The sequence below is a fragment of the Enemella evansiae genome, assembly GCF_004362375.1.
In the GTDB taxonomy this organism is placed as follows: Bacteria; Actinomycetota; Actinomycetes; order Propionibacteriales; family Propionibacteriaceae; genus Enemella; species Enemella evansiae.
Genome location: NZ_SNXA01000010.1, coordinates 446,074 through 465,981, shown reverse-complemented (window position 1 = coordinate 465,981; position 19,908 = coordinate 446,074). Strand labels below are relative to the sequence as shown.

Annotated in this window: 19 protein-coding genes and 1 riboswitch; of the genes, 3 read left to right on the top strand and 16 right to left on the bottom strand. The window is 67.8% G+C overall.

The genetic code is table 11. The features are described 5' to 3' along the window. Nucleotides 1–24 precede the first annotated feature (24 nt). The 8 genes from C8D81_RS13565 to C8D81_RS13530 are packed head-to-tail and all read right to left on the bottom strand — an operon-like array spanning nucleotide 25 to nucleotide 9,455. Complete coding sequence (locus C8D81_RS13565; protein ID WP_133626232.1) at nucleotides 25–843, bottom strand: spermidine synthase; 819 nt, start codon at nucleotides 841–843, stop codon at nucleotides 25–27. A 5-nt stretch (nucleotides 844–848) separates the two neighbouring features. Then, nucleotides 849–2,456 (bottom strand): ABC transporter ATP-binding protein, encoded by a 1,608-nt coding sequence (locus C8D81_RS13560; protein WP_133626231.1) that lies wholly within the window; start codon nucleotides 2,454–2,456, stop codon nucleotides 849–851. Continuing rightward, nucleotides 2,456–3,994 (bottom strand): GNAT family N-acetyltransferase, encoded by a 1,539-nt coding sequence (locus C8D81_RS13555; protein WP_094430508.1) that lies wholly within the window; start codon nucleotides 3,992–3,994, stop codon nucleotides 2,456–2,458. Before C8D81_RS13555 ends, C8D81_RS13560 begins: the two co-directional genes overlap by 1 nt. Next, nucleotides 3,991–5,148 carry an anhydro-N-acetylmuramic acid kinase gene (locus C8D81_RS13550; protein WP_094430510.1) on the bottom strand — a complete coding sequence of 386 codons (1,158 nt, stop codon included), beginning with the start codon at nucleotides 5,146–5,148 and terminating at the stop codon, nucleotides 3,991–3,993. Before C8D81_RS13550 ends, C8D81_RS13555 begins: the two co-directional genes overlap by 4 nt. A gap of 2 nt (nucleotides 5,149–5,150) precedes the next feature. Further along, nucleotides 5,151–6,053, bottom strand: a complete 903-nt coding sequence (gene murQ, locus C8D81_RS13545) for an N-acetylmuramic acid 6-phosphate etherase (RefSeq protein ID WP_094430512.1) — start codon at nucleotides 6,051–6,053, stop codon at nucleotides 5,151–5,153. Beyond that, nucleotides 6,050–6,946, bottom strand: coding sequence for an ABC transporter permease (locus C8D81_RS13540; RefSeq protein ID WP_094430514.1), 897 nt, complete (start codon nucleotides 6,944–6,946; stop codon nucleotides 6,050–6,052). Before C8D81_RS13540 ends, murQ begins: the two co-directional genes overlap by 4 nt. Then, a complete protein-coding gene (locus tag C8D81_RS13535) occupies nucleotides 6,943–7,902 on the bottom strand; it encodes an ABC transporter permease (protein WP_094430516.1) in 960 nt (319 codons plus the stop codon). The genes C8D81_RS13540 and C8D81_RS13535 overlap by 4 nt, the downstream gene beginning before the upstream one ends. Then, the gene (locus tag C8D81_RS13530; protein ID WP_133626230.1) at nucleotides 7,902–9,455 is read right to left on the bottom strand and encodes an ABC transporter substrate-binding protein; all 1,554 of its coding nucleotides are present in this window, start codon (nucleotides 9,453–9,455) and stop codon (nucleotides 7,902–7,904) included. The genes C8D81_RS13535 and C8D81_RS13530 overlap by 1 nt, the downstream gene beginning before the upstream one ends. 213 nt (nucleotides 9,456–9,668) lie before the next feature. On the opposite strand from C8D81_RS13530, the gene C8D81_RS13525 reads away from it, so the two are divergent. Next, nucleotides 9,669–10,502 (top strand): MurR/RpiR family transcriptional regulator, encoded by an 834-nt coding sequence (locus C8D81_RS13525; RefSeq protein ID WP_208109281.1) that lies wholly within the window; start codon nucleotides 9,669–9,671, stop codon nucleotides 10,500–10,502. Between the two features lie 13 nt (nucleotides 10,503–10,515). On the opposite strand, the gene C8D81_RS13520 is transcribed toward C8D81_RS13525, so the two are convergent. From C8D81_RS13520 to C8D81_RS13490, 7 genes are all read right to left on the bottom strand, one after another. Further along, complete coding sequence (locus tag C8D81_RS13520; RefSeq protein WP_094430520.1) at nucleotides 10,516–10,971, bottom strand: HhH-GDP family DNA glycosylase; 456 nt, start codon at nucleotides 10,969–10,971, stop codon at nucleotides 10,516–10,518. A 52-nt stretch (nucleotides 10,972–11,023) separates the two neighbouring features. Beyond that, on the bottom strand, nucleotides 11,024–11,824 hold the full coding sequence (locus tag C8D81_RS13515) for a thiazole synthase (protein ID WP_133626229.1): 801 nt from the start codon (nucleotides 11,822–11,824) through the stop codon (nucleotides 11,024–11,026). A 1-nt stretch (nucleotide 11,825) separates the two neighbouring features. Next, nucleotides 11,826–12,026, bottom strand: coding sequence for a sulfur carrier protein ThiS (thiS, locus tag C8D81_RS13510; protein WP_133626228.1), 201 nt, complete (start codon nucleotides 12,024–12,026; stop codon nucleotides 11,826–11,828). Nucleotides 12,027–12,028: 2 nt separating this feature from the next. Beyond that, a complete protein-coding gene (gene thiO / locus C8D81_RS13505; RefSeq protein WP_094404728.1) occupies nucleotides 12,029–13,213 on the bottom strand; it encodes a glycine oxidase ThiO in 1,185 nt (394 codons plus the stop codon). After that, a riboswitch (TPP riboswitch) is annotated at nucleotides 13,204–13,313 on the bottom strand. Its footprint overlaps the gene before it by 10 nt. A 56-nt stretch (nucleotides 13,314–13,369) precedes the next feature. Then, entirely contained in the window at nucleotides 13,370–13,597 is a 228-nt protein-coding gene (locus C8D81_RS13500; protein WP_094356553.1) for a sulfurtransferase TusA family protein, read from the bottom strand. Nucleotides 13,598–13,691: 94 nt separating this feature from the next. Further along, nucleotides 13,692–14,756, bottom strand: coding sequence for a YeeE/YedE family protein (locus tag C8D81_RS13495; protein ID WP_133626227.1), 1,065 nt, complete (start codon nucleotides 14,754–14,756; stop codon nucleotides 13,692–13,694). Nucleotides 14,757–14,923: 167 nt separating this feature from the next. Further along, nucleotides 14,924–15,742 (bottom strand): MBL fold metallo-hydrolase, encoded by an 819-nt coding sequence (locus C8D81_RS13490; protein ID WP_133626226.1) that lies wholly within the window; start codon nucleotides 15,740–15,742, stop codon nucleotides 14,924–14,926. 241 nt (nucleotides 15,743–15,983) lie between these two features. On the opposite strand from C8D81_RS13490, the gene C8D81_RS13485 reads away from it, so the two are divergent. Together C8D81_RS13485 and C8D81_RS13480 are read left to right on the top strand one after the other, a co-directional pair. After that, nucleotides 15,984–17,306 (top strand): MFS transporter, encoded by a 1,323-nt coding sequence (locus C8D81_RS13485; protein ID WP_133626225.1) that lies wholly within the window; start codon nucleotides 15,984–15,986, stop codon nucleotides 17,304–17,306. 165 nt (nucleotides 17,307–17,471) lie between these two features. Next, entirely contained in the window at nucleotides 17,472–18,287 is an 816-nt protein-coding gene (locus tag C8D81_RS13480) for a hypothetical protein (protein ID WP_133626224.1), read from the top strand. On the opposite strand, the gene C8D81_RS21965 is transcribed toward C8D81_RS13480, so the two are convergent. Next, the gene (locus C8D81_RS21965) at nucleotides 18,265–19,755 is read right to left on the bottom strand and encodes a reverse transcriptase domain-containing protein (RefSeq protein ID WP_407644075.1); all 1,491 of its coding nucleotides are present in this window, start codon (nucleotides 19,753–19,755) and stop codon (nucleotides 18,265–18,267) included. The genes C8D81_RS13480 and C8D81_RS21965 overlap by 23 nt on opposite strands. Nucleotides 19,756–19,908: the final 153 nt, after the last annotated feature.

Genomic DNA, 19,908 nt, shown 5'->3' with positions numbered 1-19,908 from the left:
GCAGCGACCGTGTCGAGATGAACGTCAGCGGAAGACGGTGGGGCCACCGGGTGGCTCCGGGGACTGCTCGGCGTCGGCATCGGTGTACGCCGCAGCGCCGGACTCGAACCGGGCCAGGTGCGAGCCGTGCAGCAATCGGTAGGGGAACACCGATCCAGCGGCCCGGCGAGCGAGGGCGGCGGTCGGCAGCGCGCGAGCGGAACCGGCGAGCAGCAGGTTCCCGAACCGGCGGCCCTTCAGGGTGGCCGGTTCGGCGCTCAGCAGCCGCTCGCCGAACCACTCCCCGACCCCGGCCAGGACCCGTCGGGTGTAGGCGAACGGTGCCCGGTCGGTGAGGTTGAGGATCAGCACCCCGGTCCCGGTGAGCACCCGGCGTACCTCGCCGAGGAACTCCATGGTGGTCAGCTCGGCCGGTACCCGGGCACCGACGAAGGCGTCGACGATCACCACCTCCGCATACTCGTCGGGCATCGCGGCGATCCCGGCGCGGCCGTCGACCGGGCGCACCTTGATCCCCGACCGCTTCGGCAGCGGCAGCGTCGCGCGGACCGCCTCGGTCAGCTCGGCGTCCGGTTCGAGCACGATCTGCGCCGAGGTGGGCCGGGTTGCCGCGACATAGCGGGCCAAGCTCATCCCGGCGCCGCCGACGTGCACCACCCGCAGCCGTTCACCGGCCGGGGCGATGGTGTCCAGCACGTCCCCGATCCGTTGCATGTAGTCGAATTCCAGCCGGGTCGGGTCACCGGGGTCGACCCAGGACTGGTCGGTGCCGCCGACCCGTACCGTGTATGCCCCGGCGTGGTCGGGGTCGGGCACCAGCCCGCTCTGCGCGTCGGAGGTCACGATCCTCAGGTTACCGAGGCGCCGGGGATGGCGGCCAACAGTTCCTGGGTGTACGCCTGTTGCGGTGCGGTGAAGATCTGCTGCGGCGTACCCGATTCCACCACCCGGCCGCGCTGCATCACGTGCACGAAGTCGGAGATCATCCGGACCACCGCCAGATCGTGGGAGATGAACAGGTACGCCAGGCCGAGCTCACGCTGCAGCCCGTCGAGCAGCTCGAGGATCTGTTCCTGGACGAGCACATCGAGCGCCGAGACGGCCTCGTCGAGCACCACCAGGTCGGGGTTGAGCGCGAGTGCCCGGGCGATCGCGACCCGCTGCCGCTGGCCGCCGGACAGCTCGTGTGGGAGCCTGCTCTCCATCGCGGCCGGCAGGGCAACCATCTCCAACAGCTCCCGGACCCGCCTCTGACGTTCGGCGGCGGTGCCGATCCGGTGCACCTGCAACGGTTCGGCGATCGAGCGGGCCACGGTGTAGCGCGGATCCAGACTGGCGAACGGGTTCTGGAAGACCGGTTGCACCTGGCGTCGGAACGCTTTCAGCTCCGCACTCCCCCGACCCCGTTCCGAACCCTGGAACAGAATCCGGCCGCTGGTCGGCTCCAGCAACCCGAGCACCATGCTGGCGACGGTCGACTTGCCGGACCCGGATTCACCGACCAGCGACACGGTCGCGCGGCGCGGGATGTCGATGCTGACCCCGTCGACGGCGGTGAACGTGCCCGTCCGCCAGCCCCGGTCGGCGCGGACCTCGAAGGTCTTCACCAGATCGGTCGCCTGCAGCAGCAGGTCCTGCGGATCATGCTCGAACCGTTCCCGGATCTCGGTGTGCAGACCGGGAATCGCGGCCAGCAGGGTCTTGGTGTAGTCGTGCTGCGGCTGCTCCAGCACCTCGGCTGCGGTGCCCTGTTCGACGATCTCCCCGCGATACATCACCACCACCCGGTCGGCCCGTTCGGCGGCGAGTGCCAGGTCGTGGGTGATCAGCAGCACCGCGGTCCCGAACTCGCCGGTGAGTTCCTCGAGTCGGTCCAGGATCCGGCGCTGCACGGTGACATCGAGCGCGGAGGTGGGTTCGTCGGCGATCAGCAGCCGGGGGCGGCAGGCCAGGCCCATCGCGATCAGCACCCGTTGCCGCATCCCGCCGGAGAACTCGTGCGGATACTGCCGGGCCCGCCGCTCGGGCTCGCTGACGCCGACGAGTTCCAGCAGTTCGATGACCCGCTCACGCAGTGCGGCACCGCGGGCCAGGTCGTGCACCTCGAGCGCCTCGGCGATCTGGTCACCGACCCGCATCAGCGGGTCGAGGTTCGACATCGGGTCCTGGGGCACCAACCCGATCGAGGCACCCCGCAGGATCCGCATCCGGGACTCATCGAGATCGGTGATGTCCTCGTCCCCGAAGCGGATCCGACCGGCGTCGATGATCGCATTGTCGGCGAGCAGCCGGTTCACCGCGGCGGCGGTGGTCGATTTCCCGGAGCCGGATTCGCCGACCACGGCGACGGTCTCCCCGGGACGCACCTCCAACGAGACCCCGTGCACCGCGGGCACGATGCCGTCCCGGGTGCGGAACGAGACGGCCAGCTCATCGATGGCCAGCACGGCAGTCATCACAGTCCTCCCAGATCGTCCAGCACCCGGCGCCACAGCCGCTCGGTCGGCACCGGCGTGCCCGAGGTGAGCAGCCGGTTGGCCGCCACCGCGTACGCCCGGTGCTCACCGGCGACGAAGCCGAGCGCGCAGCCGGTGAAGCCCGGGTGGTGGTGCAGTGTGCTGCCGTCGGTCAGGGTCCGGGTGCGGAAGCCGAGCGGTTCGTCGAGGAAGCGTCGGTACGCCTCGGGCGTCCAGAGATCGCAGCGGTCCGGGCCGTCGGAGAGCGCCAACCCGAGGCGTAGCAGGTCGCCGATGGTTGCGAAGATCCCCGCGTGGGCGGAGATTCCGCCGAGTGCGCGACGGGCGTTGCCGTCATGCACCACCCCGCGTAATGGTTCGGTCTGCCACGCCGGCTCCGGTCCCTGGAGCAACACCGGATAGGGCTCCCCGGTGCTGACCATCCGCTGCTCGATGCGGTCGTCGGGGGCGGAGTCGGCCACCGGTTCGTCGACCGGACCGTAGCGCAGGTCGAGTCCGAGCGGTTCGTTGACCCAGCGGCGCAGGAGTTCCGGCAGGTCGTCACCGGTGAGCCGGGTCAGCAGGACGCCGAGGGTGATCAGCCCGAGATCGCTGTAGACGTGCTCACCGGGGGTCCCGATCGGCAGCGCGGCGATCGTCGCCAGGGCAGTGTCCGGGCCGGCGCCGGCGCGGTCCAGGGGCTGCCAGGGCAGCAGCCCGGATTCGTGCTGGAGCAGGGATCGCGCGGTGATGCCGCGACCGGTGAGTTCGGGCAGCAGAGCGTCGACCGGTGCATCGAGGTCGAGAATGCCGGCGCTGACCAGGCCGAGACCGATGGTGGTGGTGACCAGTTTGGTGACCGAGGCGACGTCCCAGCGGGTGTCGAGGGTGACCGGTCGATCGGCGGATCCTCGGGTCCCGGCGACGGCCACACCCTGCTCGTCGCCGCGCGCGAACGCGACCGCGGCGCCGGCGGGTGGGGATTCCCCCGGGTCGGTGCAGATCTCCGATGAGACAAGGGTTTCCGCGACCCGGGTGGCCGCGACCGACAGCGTACCGAGCCCGACCTCCGGCATCCCGAACCCATCCTCGATACGGGCGCGACCGTCGGGCAGCCAGCCATACTCCCGGTAGAACGCCCGGGCCGGCTGGTTGGCGGTGAACACCCAGAGCCGCCCGCGGTCCGCGCCGGCCGCCGCCCCGGCCTGCAGCGCGTGCCGCATCAACCGGCCGCCGAGGCCCCTGCCCTGCTGGCTCGGGTCGACGTAGAGGGAGTGGATGAACAGCTCGCCGTCGATCAGCTGGTGCCGCAGGAAACCGACGATCCGGGCATCCGCGGTGGCGACGGTCGTCACGACGGTGCGGGTGGTCGAGAGGAACGCGATGCGCCAGAGTTCCTCCGCATCCCGATGGGTCAACCGGGCCAGCTCCTCGGGGGTCGCGAAGCTGGCGTGGCTCTCGGTCCAGCAGCGCCAGAACACCTCGACGATCCCAGCCAGATCCGTCTCACCGGCCGGCCGGAGCCGCAGCTCGCTCATCGCTCGATCACCAACCCGGGCAGGGATTCCAGCGGTTCGGGGAGCCGGAGCGGCTCCTTGCCGGGGATCAGCGCGCCGAGCACCCGCGGCGCCTCGGCACCGGTCGCGGAGGGCACATTGCCGGGCAACCCGTGCCAGCTGCACCAGCCGATCAGCGCGAAGGCGATCGCCTCCTTGGCGTCGGCGGGGATGCCGAGCGCGTCGGTGGTGACGATCTCCACCCCGGCAGCGACCTCGGCCAGCCATCCCATCAGCACCGGATTGGCCGTCCCGCCGCCTGCGGCGATCACCCGGCGTACCCCGGAGGCCACCAGGTCGCGGCCGACGGTCTCGGCGGTGAACCGGGTCAGGGTGGCGACGAGGTCGGCGTCGGAGAGTTGCCGGTCGCCGACCTGTTCGCGGACGTAGGCCAGGTGGAAGTGTTCCTTGCCGGTGCTCTTCGGCGCCGGTTCGGCATAGTAGGGATCGGCCAGCAAGTGCTGCAGCAGTGCGGAATCCACCGTCCCCGCGGCCGCCAGCCGGCCATCGGTGTCGTAACCGTGGGGGTCCAGCTCGCGGTCCTGGACGACCGCGTCGACGAGCGCGTTGGCGGGGCCGATGTCGTAGGCGATACTCGGCCATCCGGGCCGGACCACCGTCACGTTGGCGATCCCACCGAGGTTCAGGGCGGCGGCCGGTTCATCGGCGTCGGCGAGCAGCAGTTCGTCGAGGATCGGCACCAGGGGTGCCCCCTGTCCACCGGCGGTGATGTCGCGCAGCCGGACGTCGGCGACCACGGGTACGCCCGTCCGCTCGGCGATCCAGGCCGGTTGGCCCAGCTGCAGGCTGCCCAGCGCCCGGCCGCGCTCGACCCAGTGGAAGACCGTCTGTCCGTGCGAGCAGATCAGGTCGAGCGGCCCGTGCCGGTCGGCCATCGTCGCGGCGACCTCGGCGAAGGCCTGGCCGATCAACGTGTCCAGTTCGGTCAGTTCGTCGACCGTGCTCGATGCGGGTGGCAGCGCGGCCACCAGCCGGACGCGCAGCGCTGCGGCGTACGGGATCGAGTCGGTGCCGACCACCCGCATCCGCAGCACGTCGGCCGAGTGGGTGAGCTCCACCACCGCGGCGTCGATGCCGTCGTGGGAGGTCCCGGAGATCAGGCCGAGCACCCGCATGCTCACTCCTCCCCGTCGAGTGCCGGCCGCAATCGGCCGTCGTGGCGGCCCAACAGCTCCCGGGCCGCGACCGGTTCGAGACCCCGCAGCAGCACCAGCGTCGCCACCTTGACCTCCCAACCGGACCGCTCCAGCGCCTCCCGGGCCTCGGCCTCGGTCGCACCGGTGATCTCCACCACGATGCGGATCGCCCGGATCCGAAGCTTGGCATTGCTGGCCCGCACATCGACCATCAGCGGCCCGTAGGTCTTGCCGAGCCGGATCATGGTGATCGTCGAGATCATGTTCAGCACCAGTTTCTGCGCGGTGCCGGCCTTCAGCCGGGTCGATCCGGTGATGAACTCCGGCCCGACCACGACCTCGATCGGGTACGCCGCGGCGTGCCCGAGCCGGCTGTCGGTGACCGAGGCCACGCCCAGGGTGAGCGCACCGATCTCGTTGGCCGCCTCGATCGCACCCAGCACGAACGGGGTGCGCCCGGAGGCCGCCACCCCGACCACGACGTCACCTGCGGTCAGGCCCCGCTCGTCGACGACCGCGCGGCCGGCGTCCCAGTCGTCCTCGGCACCCTCGATCGAGTTGGTCAGTGCAGCTGGCCCACCGGCGATCACCGCGGTCACCAGGTCGGGGTCGGTATTGAACGTGGGTGGGCATTCCGAGGCGTCGACGACCGCGAGCCGGCCCGGCGTACCCGCACCGACGTAGCAGAGCCGGCCGCCGGCGGCCAGCCGTTCAACGACCGCCTCGATCGCCGGCACGATGGCCGGCAGCGCGTCACGGACGGCCAGCGGCACGTGTTGGTCACCGGCGTTCATCCGGGCCGCCAGCTCGGCCACCGGCAGCAGATCGAGATCCGCCGCACCCGCGGCGGTCGCCTCGGTGTCCAGTCCGGACAATTCTTTCATCGGGCCTCCCTCGGATCGAGCACATCGCGCAGCCCGTCACCGAGCAGATTCAGCGCACTAACCAGCAGCACCACCAGCACCCCGGGGGCGACCATCGTCCAGGGCGCCACGTAGACCGTCGAGTTGGCCTCGAAGATCATCGACCCCAACGAGGGTGCCGGTGGTGGCGTACCCAATCCCAGAAAGGAAAGGGACGCCTCGGTCAGCACCGCCCAGGACAGCGACAGCGCCACCTGGACGATCACCAGACCGGTGATGTTGGGCAGCACGTGCCGGAACATCACCGCCCAGGGGTTCTGCCCGGTGCTCACCGCGGCCCGGACGAACTCGACCTCACGCAGCGACAGCACCGGCCCCCGGGTGACGCGATAGAAGATCGGCACATAGACGACCGCGATCGCGATCGCCACGGTGACCCAGTTGCGGGTGAGCACCGAGGCGAGGGTGAGCGCGAGCAGCAGCGGCGGGAACGCGAACAGCACATTGGCCACCCCGCCCAGCACCGTGTCGGCGCCCTTGCGGAAGTAGCCGCCGACCAACCCCGCCAGGGTGCCCACCGCCGCGGAGAGCGCCACCGCGAGCAACGCGATCCGCACCGAGTTGCCGAGACCGGCGGCGACCCGGGAGAAGACATCGCGGCCGAACTGGTCAGTGCCTAACAGGTGCTGCGCCGACGGGGGCCGCAGCCGCTGCGGCGCGTTCTGCGCCAGCGGATCGTAGGGAGTGAGGTGCAGCCACGCCATCAATGCCAACAGCAGCAGCAATCCGGACAGCACCACGCCGATCACCCCGGACACGGAGCGGAACAGCCGGCGCCAGGGTCGACGCCGGACGATCGGCGCGCCGGTGCCCTCGCCAGCCTGGGTGGTGAGGTCGGTGGGGGTGGTCGTCATGAGGCACGCACCCGGGGATCGATCAGCCGGTAGGTGAGGTCGGTGAGCAGGTTGACCAGCACGAACGCGAGCGCGATCACCAGCACCGTGGACTGCACCACGGCGTACTCCTTCTGCTCGATGCCGAGCAGCACCTGCCGGCCGATGCCGGGCAGCGAGAAGACCCGTTCGACGACGACGGCACCGCCGAGCAGATAGCCGAACTGCAGTCCGGTCATGGTGACGATCGGCACCAGCGCATTGCGCAGGATGTGCTTGGCCTGCAGGCGTCGCGGCCCGACCCCCTTCGCCTTCGCGGTCCGGATGAAGTCCAGGCCGCGGACCTCGAGCACCGCGGTCCGGGTGGTGCGGATGATCGGCGCCGCGATCCCGATGCCGAGGGTGAGCGCCGGCAGCAGCAGCTGCTGCAGGTTGGTGACCGGGTCCACCCAGAGCGGGGCGTACGGTTTGCCGTTCGGATTGAAGCCGAAGGACCGCGAGGTCCAGGCCAGCAGCACCGTGGCCAGCAGGAACGCGGGGATGCTCAATCCCAGCAGGGCAACGGATTGCCCGGCCCCGTCGCGTACCGAATCCGGCCGGGACGCGGCCAGCATGCCGATCGGTACGCCGATCAGCACCGCGATCAGGATCGACAGCACGGCCAGTTCGGCGGTCACCGGCAGGGAGGCGGCGATCAGTGCGGCGACGCTGGTCTGCGCCCGGGCGGAGAAGCCGAGGTTCCCGGTGAGCACCTGGCCGAGCCAGGAGAAGAACTGGGCCACCAGCGGCTGGTCGGTGCCGTAGTACGCCTCCAGCGCGGCCCGCTGGTCGGGGGTCAACCCGGCCGCTTCGATACCGAGGTTGGCGGTGATCTGGTCACCGGGAATCGCGCGCAGCATGATGAACACCAGCACCGCCACCCCGAGCAGGGTGGCGATGCCGGAGATCAGCCGGCCGATGAGTGGATGCCTCAGCATCAGTTGACGGTGGTGGTGCGCAGGAACTGCAACCCCCCGGTGGCCATCGGCTTGAAACCGCCGACGTTCGAGGTGGTCGCGGTGTAGGTGTAACCGGTGAAGGTCCAGATCCAGGCCGCGTTGTCCTCCAGCTGCTTGGACACCTCGGCGTAGATCTCCTTGCGCTGGGCCGGATCCTGGGTCGCCTTGCCCTTCGCGAACAGTGCGTCGAGCTCCGGTGAGGAATAGCCGGCGACCTTGTTCAGGTTGCCGGTGCTGGTGAAGTAGCGGCCGTAGGCGCCGTCCGGATCCGGTCGACCACCGTTCAGCGCCACCGCGGCCTCGAAGTCCGCCGAGGTCCAGCGCTTCACGAAGGCACCGGACTCCAGCACCTCCAGCTGCAGGTCGATCCCGGCCTCGGCGAGTTGGGCCTTCAGGTTCTGCGCCTCGTTGACCGAGGTGGCGTACTCACCCTGGGAGACGATCGTCTTGACCGCGACACCCTGCGGTTTCCCTGTCTTGGCGAGGTATTCCTTGGCCTTGGCGAGATCGCGCGTCGGACACGGCCGAGCGTTGGGGTCGGACTTGTACGCCGGCGAGGTGATCGGTCCGGTGACCTCACCCTCACCGAGGGCGGCGGTGTCGAGGACCTGCTGCCGGTCGATCGCGCACTGCATGGCCAGGCGTACGTTCACATCGGTGAGCGCTCCTTTGCGGGCATCGAGCTGCAGCACGTGGTAGTTCAACTGGGCGGTCTTGGTGACCCGCAGCGCCCCCTCGGCGTTCTTGGCGACCAGCGGATCGTTGATCACCGAGAGCTGCACATTGCCGGCCTGCATCGCCGACACGATGGCGTTCTCATCGGGGATCACGCGGAACTCGACGGCGTCCAGGGCCGCCTTCGGACCCCAGTAGTCGGCGTTCTTCTTCAGGCCGATCGACTGACTCGGGGTGCGCTTGTCGAAGCTGAACGGACCGGTGCCGTTGGGCTGGGTCTTCAGCTTCTCCTCGGTGTCGTCGGAGGAGAGCATCGCCATGTTGATGGTGGCCAGGTTGGCCGGGAGCGAGGCATCGGCGGCCTTCAGCTGCAGCACCACGGTCTGCGGATCGGAGACCGTCACCTGGTCGACGCTGGCCAGCGAGGTGCGCGAGACCGCGGCGGTCTTCTCGTCCTTGATCTTGTCCAGGGAGTGCTTCACATCGGTGGCGTCGAAGGCGCTGCCGTCGGCGAAATTCACACCCTGACGGAGTTTCAGCGTGACCTGCTTGCCGTCGGAGGAGGCCTGCCAGGACTCGGCCAGGCCCGGCACCACCTGCAGATTCTCGTCGAACTCGGTGAGCGTGCCATAGAGCTGCTGGAGCACGTTGACGGCCTGGAACTGGGTCGCCTTCCAGGGCACCAGGGTGTCCGGGTCGGTGGTCACGCCGACGACCGCGGTGCCCCCGGGGGCACCCGCGGCCCTGGGTGCCTGACTGCCGGCATCGGCCCCTCCTCCGCCGCCACAACCGGCCGCGGTGACGGCCAGGCCGCTGAGCAGAGTGAGGGCGGCGAGCCGCCGGACGGTAGATCGCATGGCGGGCATCAAGATCCTCCTTGGTCAGGTCCCCGGTGAAAGAACCTTACATACAATTGGTCAGACATGTAAGAATCGTTTTCAACCTGAGATCGGAGGACGATGCCACCCCGGCCACCCACCCGCCGGCTGAGCGAGCGAGGAACGAGCGAACCCACCACCCGCCGGCTGAGCGAGCGAGGAACGAGCGAGTCGAAGCCCGCGACGATCCGCTTGCGCGCTCTGCTCCCCTCGCTGAAGCCGGCCGAGGCCCGGGTGGCACGGGTCTTCCTGGAGCCGGACAGCGGGGAACCGCATCCGACGATCTCGTCGGTGGCCGCCCGGGCGGAGACCTCGACGGCGACGGTGGTACGCCTGTTCCAGCGGCTCGGTTATCGGCATTTCAAGGCGTTCTGGATGGACCTCACCCTGGACGCCCGCCGGGACGAGGCGGCCGGAGCGACCACCGAGGCGACCGGGGACATCGACCGCAGCGATTCCCTGCCCGACATCGTGGCGAAGGTCTACACCAACTCCTGGCTGTCGCTGGCCGACACCGCGCGCACCCTGGATGTCGGTGCGCTGGCGGAGGCCATCGAGCTGATCTCCGGTGCCGCCCGGGTCGACCTCTTCGGCGCGGGTGCGGGGGCGGTGGTGCTGCACGATCTGCAGCAGAAGCTCTCCCGGATCGGGCAGACGGCGCTGTTCTGGCCGGACACCCACGCCGCTTGGACGGCGGCCGCCGCGCTGCCCCCGGGCGGGGTGGCGCTCGGGGTGTCACATTCGGGCGAAACCGTCGACACGGTGGAGTTCCTGCGGCTCGCCCGGGCGCGTGGAGTGCGGACCATCGCGCTCACCAACCATGGTGAGTCGCCGATCACCGAGCATGCCGAAGTGGTGCTGCTGACCGCGGCGCGGGAGGACCCGTTCCGCTCCGGCGCGCTGGGCTCGCGGACCGCGCAGCTGCTGGTGCTGGACTGCCTGTTCATCGGGGTGGCGCAGGCGAACTATGACGGTTCGATGGAGGCGCTGCGGGAAACCCTGCGGGTGTTGCGATCCCGGCGTTGATCGATGCCGTTGGTCAACCCTGCCAGCCGGTCTCACGGAGGAAGATCTCGGCGGCCTTCGGTCCGATTCCGGTGAACTCCTGCAGCCGGTCCAGGATCGCGCTGCGGGAGTCGGCGCCCTCGGGCAGCGTGGCGAGCCGACCGTCGTAGCGCTGCTGCACATCACGCCCCAGGGCGATCAGCTCGCGCGCCTTCGATTCGTCGTAGCGCTTGTAGTGGCCCTCGCCCAGCAGGTCGACCAGGTGCTGCCAGTCGGCCTCGGCCAGTCGTTTCGGGGTGAGGACCCCGTCGCGGTCGAGGGCACCGAAGGCGGCCGCGGCGATCTCCTGACTGATCGGATTCGCGAACAGCAGGCAGGCGACCAGCCATTTGAACAGCTGGTCGTCCGCTCCCCCGGCCGGGTCGATACCCAGATCCGCGGGGCCGATCCGGGCCTTGTCTTCGTCGGATTCTCCATGCTGCTTGGCCATATCCGCGCTCTTACCCAGCCCCTCGCCTGCCCAATCCTCGGGTGCACAGTCCTCAGGTTCCCATCCGGCCCTGCTCGGGCGAGGAGGCCCGGGCGAGCCGGCGCCGCGGGATCCGGCCGGCGCGCCGGGCGGCGTACCCGGCCCGGACCGCGTCGCGCATCGCCGCTGCCATCAGCTCCGGGCGTTCGGCCCGGGTGACGGCGGTGGCGAGCAGCACGGCGTCGCAGCCGAGCTCCATCGCCAGGGCGGCCTCGGAGGCGGTGCCGATGCCGGCATCCAGGATCACCGGGACCTGGACGGCCTCGCGCAGCAGCTCGATCGCGTGCGGGTTGCGGATGCCCAGTCCGCTGCCGATCGGCGCACCGAGCGGCATCACCGCCGCACAACCGGCGTCCTGCAGCCGGGCGGCGACCACCGGATCGTCGGTGGTGTAGGGCAGCACCCGGAATCCCTTGCGGGTCAGGGTTTCCGCTGCCTCGATGAGTTCCAGCACATCGGGCAGCAGGGTGCGGTCGTCGGCGACCACCTCGAGCTTGATCCAGTCGGTGTCCAGGGCGGCGCGGGCGAGTTCGGCGGTGAGCACGGCCTCGCGGGCCGAGCGGCAGCCCGCGGTGTTGGGCAGGATGTGTACGCCGAGATCGACCAGGGTCTCCATCAGTCCGCTGCCGGCGGTGCTGCCGGCCCGGCGCATGGTGACGGTGACGATGTCGCTCTCCGCGGCCTCGACGGCGGCCCGCAGCACCGCTGGGCTGGAGGCGCCACCGGAGCCGAGCAGCAGCCGGGAGCGCAGCGTACGCCCGGCGAGCTCGAAGGTCTCCACAGCCGCGACGGCGGGGTTCTCGATGGTGGTCATGTCAGCCTCCCTGCATCGGTCGGAGCACCTCGAGCTCGGCACCCTCGGGGATCGTGGTGGTCGCCCACTGCGAGGGCACGGCCACCGAACCGTCGACAGCCACCGCCAGGCCCTTGCCGCTCAACCCCTGCCGTTCCAGCAGGTCGGCGATCGTGCTGCCGTCGGGCACCGTGGTCGGTTCCCCGTTGAAGGTGATCTGCATCCTCATACCTCCACATCGTCCGAGCGGGTCCCCACGTCGGCTGAGCGAGCGAGGGACGAGCGAGTCGAAGCCACGTCCTCCGGTGCCCGCAGATCGGGCACCGCGTCACCCACCTGACGGGCCGTCTCGGGGGCCAGCAGGAAGCCGTGCCGGAAGTGGCCGGTGGCGAGCAGCAGTCCGGGCACCTCGGTCGGTCCGACCAGCGGGCGGTTGTCCGGGGTACCGGGCCGCAGCCCGACCCGGTGGGCGACCACCTCGGCGTCCCGCAGGCCGGGTACCAGTTCGGCGGCGGCGCCGAGCAGGTCGAGGGCGGCGCGGACGGTGGGGCGGGTGTCTGTCTCACCGGTGTCCCAGGTCGTCGCACCGGCGAGCAGGGTGCCGTCGGGGCGGGGCACGAGGTAGATCGGATGGTTGTCGATCCGGGCCCGGATCATGGCCTGCGGCACCTCGGCGTCGGGGCGCAAGGTGAGGATCTCGCCCTTGACCGGGCGGACCGGGACGGGGAGGTCGATCGAGGCGGCGAGGGTCCGGGAGCGATGGCCGGCCGCGAGCACCACCACCGGGGCGGTGATCGGGACGCCGCCGAGGCGTACCCCGTGCACCCCGTGTTGGTCGCCGAGCAGTTCGGCGGAGCCGGTGGCGAAGCGGGCGCCCTGCTGCTCCAGCGCGGCGCGCAGGGCGGCGAGCGCGGATTCGGGGACCACGCTGGCCTCCCCCGGCACCCGCAGCGCCCCGGCGATCCGACTGCGCAGCGCGGGTTCGGCGCGGTGGGCCTCGCGACCGGTCAGCAGCTCGTGGTCGATGCCGTGATCCTGCAGCAGGTCGGCGTGCCGGGCGAGCACCGCGTCCTCGTCGCGATCCAGCGCGACCGCCAGCGTCCCGGGCGTACCGAAGCCGATCGACGCCCCGCTCTGCTCCTCGATCTCGCCCGCGAATTCGGGCCAGGCGGCCAGGCTGCGCACCGCCGATTCGTGCAGGTCGTCCTCGCCGTAGTCGAGTTCCGAACCGGGGGCGAGCATGCCGCCGGCGACCGGGGAGGCGGCATCGGCCGCGTCATCGCTGACGATCGTCACTCGATGACCGCGCCGGCTCAGCCCCCAGGCGGCCGCGAGTCCGGCGATCCCGGCACCGACGACGATCGCGTCGAGCTCGGAATCCCGGAACCCGCAGAGGATGCGTGATTCCATCGACTTCTCCTTACGCCGGCATGATCCGGACCAAGTTGCAACGGTCGGGGCGGCACAGCCCCCTCTCAGCCCGATGCCTCGGACTCCCGCGAAGAACGTCTGGAATTGTACCCGGGGCATCCGGTGCTCAACCGGATGCCCCGTGGGAGATGTGGGTCAGGCCTTCTGGACGGTGATGGTCCAGCCGGCGTCACCGAGCTTGCGGTAGTCGGTGACCGGGTAACCGGACTCGGCCGCCCACTGCGGGATCGAGTCGGTGGCCTGGGTGCAGTCGAAGTTGATCACCAGCTCGTCGCCGTTGGGGAGGTCGGCGATCGCCTTCTTGGCCTCCACCAGCGGGAACGGGCAGACCTCACCGACGGTCTCGAGTACGTGCTTGGACATTGTCATTCTCCTTTTCTGCTTGGACTTCCGTTCCCCGAGTAGCGATCCATGCGTAGCGGAGCGGAGCAATGGATCGCGTGTCGAGGGGTACCGCTCAGGCGTTCACCAGGGCCTGCTGCGGCGTACCGCTGGCGGACTTGCTGCGCCGGCCGGTGATGAACAGCCGGGCACCGATGCCGGTGCCGAGGAACATCAGCGCGAAGGCGATCCAGCCCTGGTAGCTGAACTGGGCGGTCTCGACCATCGCGTTGCCGATGGTGCAGCCGCCGGCCAGCGAGGCGCCGACGCCCATGCCGACGCCGCCGGCGATGGAGCGAACGATGGTCCGCGAGTCGGGTACCCGGATCTTGAACTCCCCCGCGCCCTTGGCGGCGATGAAGGAACCGACCAGGATGCCGACGACCAGCCAGACGCCCCAGTCGATGCGGGCGGTGTTGCCGGTGACCAGGAAGCTGGTCAGGTTGGCCGAGGGGGTGGTGATCCCCAGGCCCGCCTGGCGACCGGCGGCGTAGCTGAGCGGGTAGGCGGCGATCGCGATGAGGCCGATGATCACCGCGGTGACGAACGGGTGCCAGGCCTTCTCGAAGAGCAGGTGGTTCAGGCCGGTCTTCTCCGGCGGCAGGGTGGCGACCTTCAGCTTCGGCTGGCTGCGCAGCTGCCGGTACGCGAGGTAGCCGACGCCGGCGACCAGCAGCACGACCAGGAACCAGGGCGAGATTCCGAGGCTGTCCTGGACGGTGGTCACCGGGACGGTCTCGGCGCGCATCCCGTCGTTGACGGGCTTCAGCACGCCGTATTTCATCACCGCCGCGAAGCCGGCGTACGCCACCAGCGCGACCCAGCTGCCGACCAGGCCCTCGCCGGCGCGGTAATAGGTGCCGGTGGCGCAGCCGCCGGCGAGCACGATCGAGATGCCGAAGATCAGCGACCCGACGATCACCGCCAACCAGGGCAGCGCCTTGAACGACAGTTCGATGATGCCCGCGGACTGCAGCGCGAAGACGCCGATGCTCTGCACGGCGATCACGATCAGGAAGGCGGTCAGCCAGCGGGTCTTGCGGGCGAGGAACACGTCACGGAAAGCACCGGTGACGCAGAATCGGCCGCGCTGCAGCACGAAGCCGAGCAACGCGCCGAGGAGTAGTCCGGTCAGGGACATGAGTGCAGCTCCAGGTCTGGGACGGGGTCACTGAGGACCCATGGTCATAGGCTCAAACCATGGAACTATAGGCAGGCCTTGGGTATTCCCGGAAATCCGGACCGGATTCTGGACCGCCCCTCACGATCCTCGAGTAGCTCGCGCAGCGAGCGTGTCGAGAGGCCCCCTCAGTCCCCCTCGTCGTACTCCCCCGCGCACCAGGCGGCATGCCGGTCCGCCGAGCGGCGTACCGCCTGCTGCAGATCGGCGTCGAGCACGTTGCCGAAGTTGCTGTACGCCCGGTCGGCCCGCAGTTCGGCGACCCGGTCGGCCAGCCGTCGGGCGGTGGCACCGGAGAGCGGGATCCGGTTCGGGTAGCTGCGCATGAAGCTGACGCTCGTCCGGTCGGGGTTCACCATCACGGTGTCGGCGACCAGCAGTGCGCCGCGGCCCTCGGCACCGGCGGACCATTCGAGCACGCTGCTGCCGGCGAAGTGTCCGCCGAAGCGGTGCACGGCCAGTCCGGGCGCGAGTTCGCGGTGGTCGGTGAAGAAGTCGAGGGCGTCCCCGGTGCGCTGCACCCACTGCCGGTCCGCTTCGGCGAGCACGACGGGTACGCCGCCGAGGGCCGCGGCCCACTCGAGCTGCAGACCGTACATGTGCGGGTGGCTGGGGACGACGGCGATGATCGGCCCCTGGCCGCGGATCTCGGCGGCGATCCCCTCATCGACGAAGCCGGGCGGATCCCAGAGCACCACACCCTGCGGGGTGCGCACCAGCATGCCGGTGTGCCCGATGCCAACCTTCGGGGTGGTGGCCAGACCCCACAGGTCGGGCTCGAACTGGTTCAGCTCGGTGCGGTGACCGAGGCGTCGCAGTTCGTCGAGCTCGACCCAGCGCTGCACGCCGTCCTCGGGCAAATACTGCCGCTCGTCCGCGCAGATCGGGCACACGTCGGGCAGCGGATCCGCGGCCTCGACGCCGCAGGTCTGACAGAGCACGGTCATGCCGCCATCCTCCCACCGCCACCCCACCCGCTCATCGAGTAGCTCACCCGGCGCAGCGAAGCGGAGCCGGGTGAGCGTGTCGAGACGAGCTGAGCTGAGCCGTGATGAATTCAGACACCCCTCGCGGACCGAACCTGTCCGCATCCCCTGCTGGACTGTCGGCGTACCACCCCCTCCACGCCACAGCAGGTGCGCAGAAATGGATAAGCGGATGTCCCCGATCACTCGTAGCGTTGCTCCCATGAGGCAGTTCCATCGCGTGCTCGCGAACACGCTCGTCGCCAATGTCACGACGAGTTTTCTGTGGTTCGCACTGACCTTCTGGGTCTATCTGGAGACGAAGTCGGTGCTTGCGACCGCGATCGTCGGTGGGCTCTACATGCTGCTGGTGGCGCTGCTCGGCATCCCGTTCGGTGTGCTGGTCGACCGGCACAAGAAGAAGCGCGTGATGGTCGCGTCCAGCCTGGTGACCACGGCGGCGTACCTGATCGCCGGATTCCTCTATCTCGTTGTGGACAAGAGGATTCTGCTCGACTGGACCGGTCCGATGTTCTGGTTGTTCAGCGGGGTGATCCTGATCGGCGGGGTGGTGGAGAACCTGCGCAACATCGCGCTGTCGACGACGGTGACGCTGCTGGTGCCCGATGAGCAACGTCCGCAGGCGAACGGCCTGGTCGGTGCGGTGCAGGGCATCGCGTTCACGCTGACCTCGGTGTTCAGCGGGTTGGCGATCGGTCTGCTCGGGATGGGCTGGACGCTGGGGATCGCGATCACGCTGACCGTGCTGGCGTTGCTGCACCTGTTCACGGTGGCGATCCCGGAGGAGGGCGTGTTCCACGATCCCGAGCTCGGCACCAAGAAGATCGACCTGGCCGGCAGCATCGCCGCGGTACGCGCGGTGCCGGGGTTGATGGCGCTGATCTTCTTCACCTGTTTCAACAATCTGGTGGGCGGGGTGTTCATGGCGCTGATGGATCCCTATGGACTGACGCTCTTCCCGGTGGAAGCCTGGGGCATCGTGCTCGGTGTCACCGGCACCGGGTTCATCGTCGGCGGCGCGATCGTCGCGAAGCGTGGCCTGGGTGAGAATCCGGTCCGTACCCTGCTGCTGGTGAATGTCGGCGTTGCCCTGCTGGGGATGCTGTTCACGATCCGCGAATGGCAGTGGTTGTACGCCGTGGGCATCTTCTTGTTCATGGCAATGATGCCCGCCGCCGAGGCCGCCGAGCAGACGATCATCCAGCGGGTGGTGCCGCTGCATCGGCAGGGCCGGGTCTTCGGCCTGGCGCAGAGCGTCGAGTCGGCATCGACCCCGGTCTCGTCATTCCTGATCGGCCCGCTGGCCCAGTTCTGGCTGATTCCCTACATGAACAGCGATTCCGGCAGGGCGACCTGGGGCTGGCTGCTCGGTTCCGGTGAGGCCCGTGGCATCGCAGCGGTCTTCGTGATGGCCTCGCTGGTGATGCTCGTCGTCGTGCTGCTCGCCTTCCGCACCAAGGCGTACGCCCTGCTCTCCCGCTTCTATTCCGACAGCGCTCCCCCGGCCGAACCCGTGGGCGCGTGAACCGTCGGCTCACAGCGACTTGAACAACCGGCAGTTCTTCGTCAGCTTCACCGCGATTTCTCGCCCGTTCAACCCGCTACTCCGGTAGCCTTCTAAGGAGCCACGGCAGCATCATGCATGACTGTGTGACTCCCCGAGCTAGGCCAGCACACCCCGGGATACGCCATGAACCATAAACAACTGACCAGACGAGTAACGACCAGAGGCGCGATTATCGCATCTCTAGTAGTTATCATTGTGGGGATAGTAACCATCGCGGCTCCGCCACTACTCAAGCTTCCAGACTGGGCGGCAACCACTCTCTCACAAGTCGGAGGCGTTCTCATCGCCACCGGTGTCATATCAATATATTGGGACGTCAAAGGTCGTCGTGAGCTCCTTGACGAGCTAAAGACGATCGTCGACCAGAATTCTGCAGCACGAGAACTCGGTCTGCTTGACTGGTCGAAGCATTACCTCGAGGACCGGCTATGGCCAGATCTCAAGAATGCGACCAGTATCGATTTCTGTAGCGTCTATGCGGCCCAGTGGAGAAGGCGCCACATGCCTGCCCTTCGTGCCGCAGCGTCAAAGGGCGCGGTGATCCGAATAGTCGTTCCTGATCCAGATGACGTCAGCCTGATGCGAAGCATCGCTACTCGGATCGGCATGAACGCCGACGATCTCACAAAGAAGGTTCAATCGGCCATCGAAGAGTTCTCTGATATTTCACCCCAAAATAATGGGTCCGTCAAGGTGTTCAAGCTGAAACACGCACTCAACTATTCGATGTATCGAGTAGATGACCGTCTGATTGTGACTCCGTCACCGAACTTTCCGGCGAAAGTATCTAATTCGCCAGCGATCGTCGTAGCACGCGGTACTGCACAATTCTTTTCCGACGACCTAGAATCTGTCATAAGTCGAGCCACGCTGCATCAACCAACCCAAAGTCGTCAACTAGGGGGCTTGGTCGATCCTAATAGAGACTCACAGCAGTAGCGACCGGACTCGACCCGTGGAGTGCTACCGTCCTCCGCACTAGTTCATGCATTCTTTCAAGGCTCGGCAGGCCAGCGCCAACGGTTGTTCCTGCACTACTCACGAACCTGTACTGAACCAGTTCTCCGGGTTGGAACCCCCAGACCCTTGGCAAAGCCGCGCCCTGAAGGTGCGGCGTCAGTAGACGCCTGCGCTTCCGCAGAGCGAGCCAGACCTGGAGACGAATCCACTGATCAAGATCTCTGAACTGAGCGCTATCGTCGACGGCCGCAAACCGTGCGACCACTCCCGTAAATCTAATCACGGGCAGAGTTGAAGATTTTAGGAGGCGGGCGATCTGACCCTCACTCAAGGACCCGTAGAGATAGCGCCTGAGTTGAGAAACAAGGGTTACATAGTCGCGATCGACACCCCTCGTTAGACGAGCAAGATCTTGTGTGCCAGCCTGGGGCTCTTTCAGAAGATTCTGATAGATTAAGTCGATCACGCGATCCTTGATCTGCTTCAGCGCTCTCTCACGAATCCGAACGGTCGAGAGCCGCAACTCGTGTCCGAGGAAGTCGACCGATGTGGTCTGAGGCATCTCAGATCTGCCTTGGAGGTTTGAGACGACCAGGTGAACGCCTTGACTCTTTTTATGATTAATCGGGACGCCGGAAGCGTCGGACCATTCCATCAGCGACTCAGCAGCTCTTGCAACTCCGGCATAATCGCGCGACCACACCAAGACGTCATCGGCGTATCGGACTGCCCCTACCGCAAGCCGTTCAAGGGCTCTATCAAGAGGAAGCATCGCCACATTCGCTAAGAACAAACTCGACGCGGTGCCTTGTGCTATTCCGTGCGACGACCCGGCGGCAGCCAAGAATTGCTGGACCACCTCCCGCTCTCGCCGGGTTACGTGCAGACGGTACGATCGGAAAGTCTGAAGCAGAAAGTCATGCTCTATCCGGTCAAAGTAGCTTGAAAAATCGTAGTCAGCAACGTACAGCCGTGGCATGCCGCGCCATTCTGAGGCGATATATGTGATCGCATCGTATGCATTCTTGGTTGGCTGGTAAGCGTAAGATCGTGGACCAAGAATCATCTGATTCTTGATTAAGAGTCGCGTAAAAAGGAGGCGGGAAACTACTTCGTCAGCTATCTCAAAGCATGAAATTTCTCGCACGCCCTCGTCATCCTTGGGCACCTCAAATCTTCCGGGGAGATTGGGCCGATAAGTGCCTGTTCGCAGCGATCGAGAGATTCCGCGGGCTAACGATTCGGCCCGTCTGAGAACTACTCTTGGATCGAACCCTGGGCCCAGGTTCCAAGGCGTTGCGGGTTGCACCGATGGCTTCGGAAGACGGCGAACCGTCCGGCGATCAGCGCGCTTCCATGCAGCGAGAACTTTCTCACGCGCACGTTCATGCTTCAAGATTCGAATTCGGCAAGATCGTTCGATTTCTTGCTGCAGGTTCCCCCACATCCAACACTCCTCGTATGAAAATGGCCTCGAAGGCGAACCTTCGAGGCCCGATTCCCCAACAGGTAAATTAGGCGCTCGCGCAAGCGCGAACACATCCACCCGAGGATGGACAAGAGGTGGATTCGACCCCACCGACATGTTGTTGGGCAACCC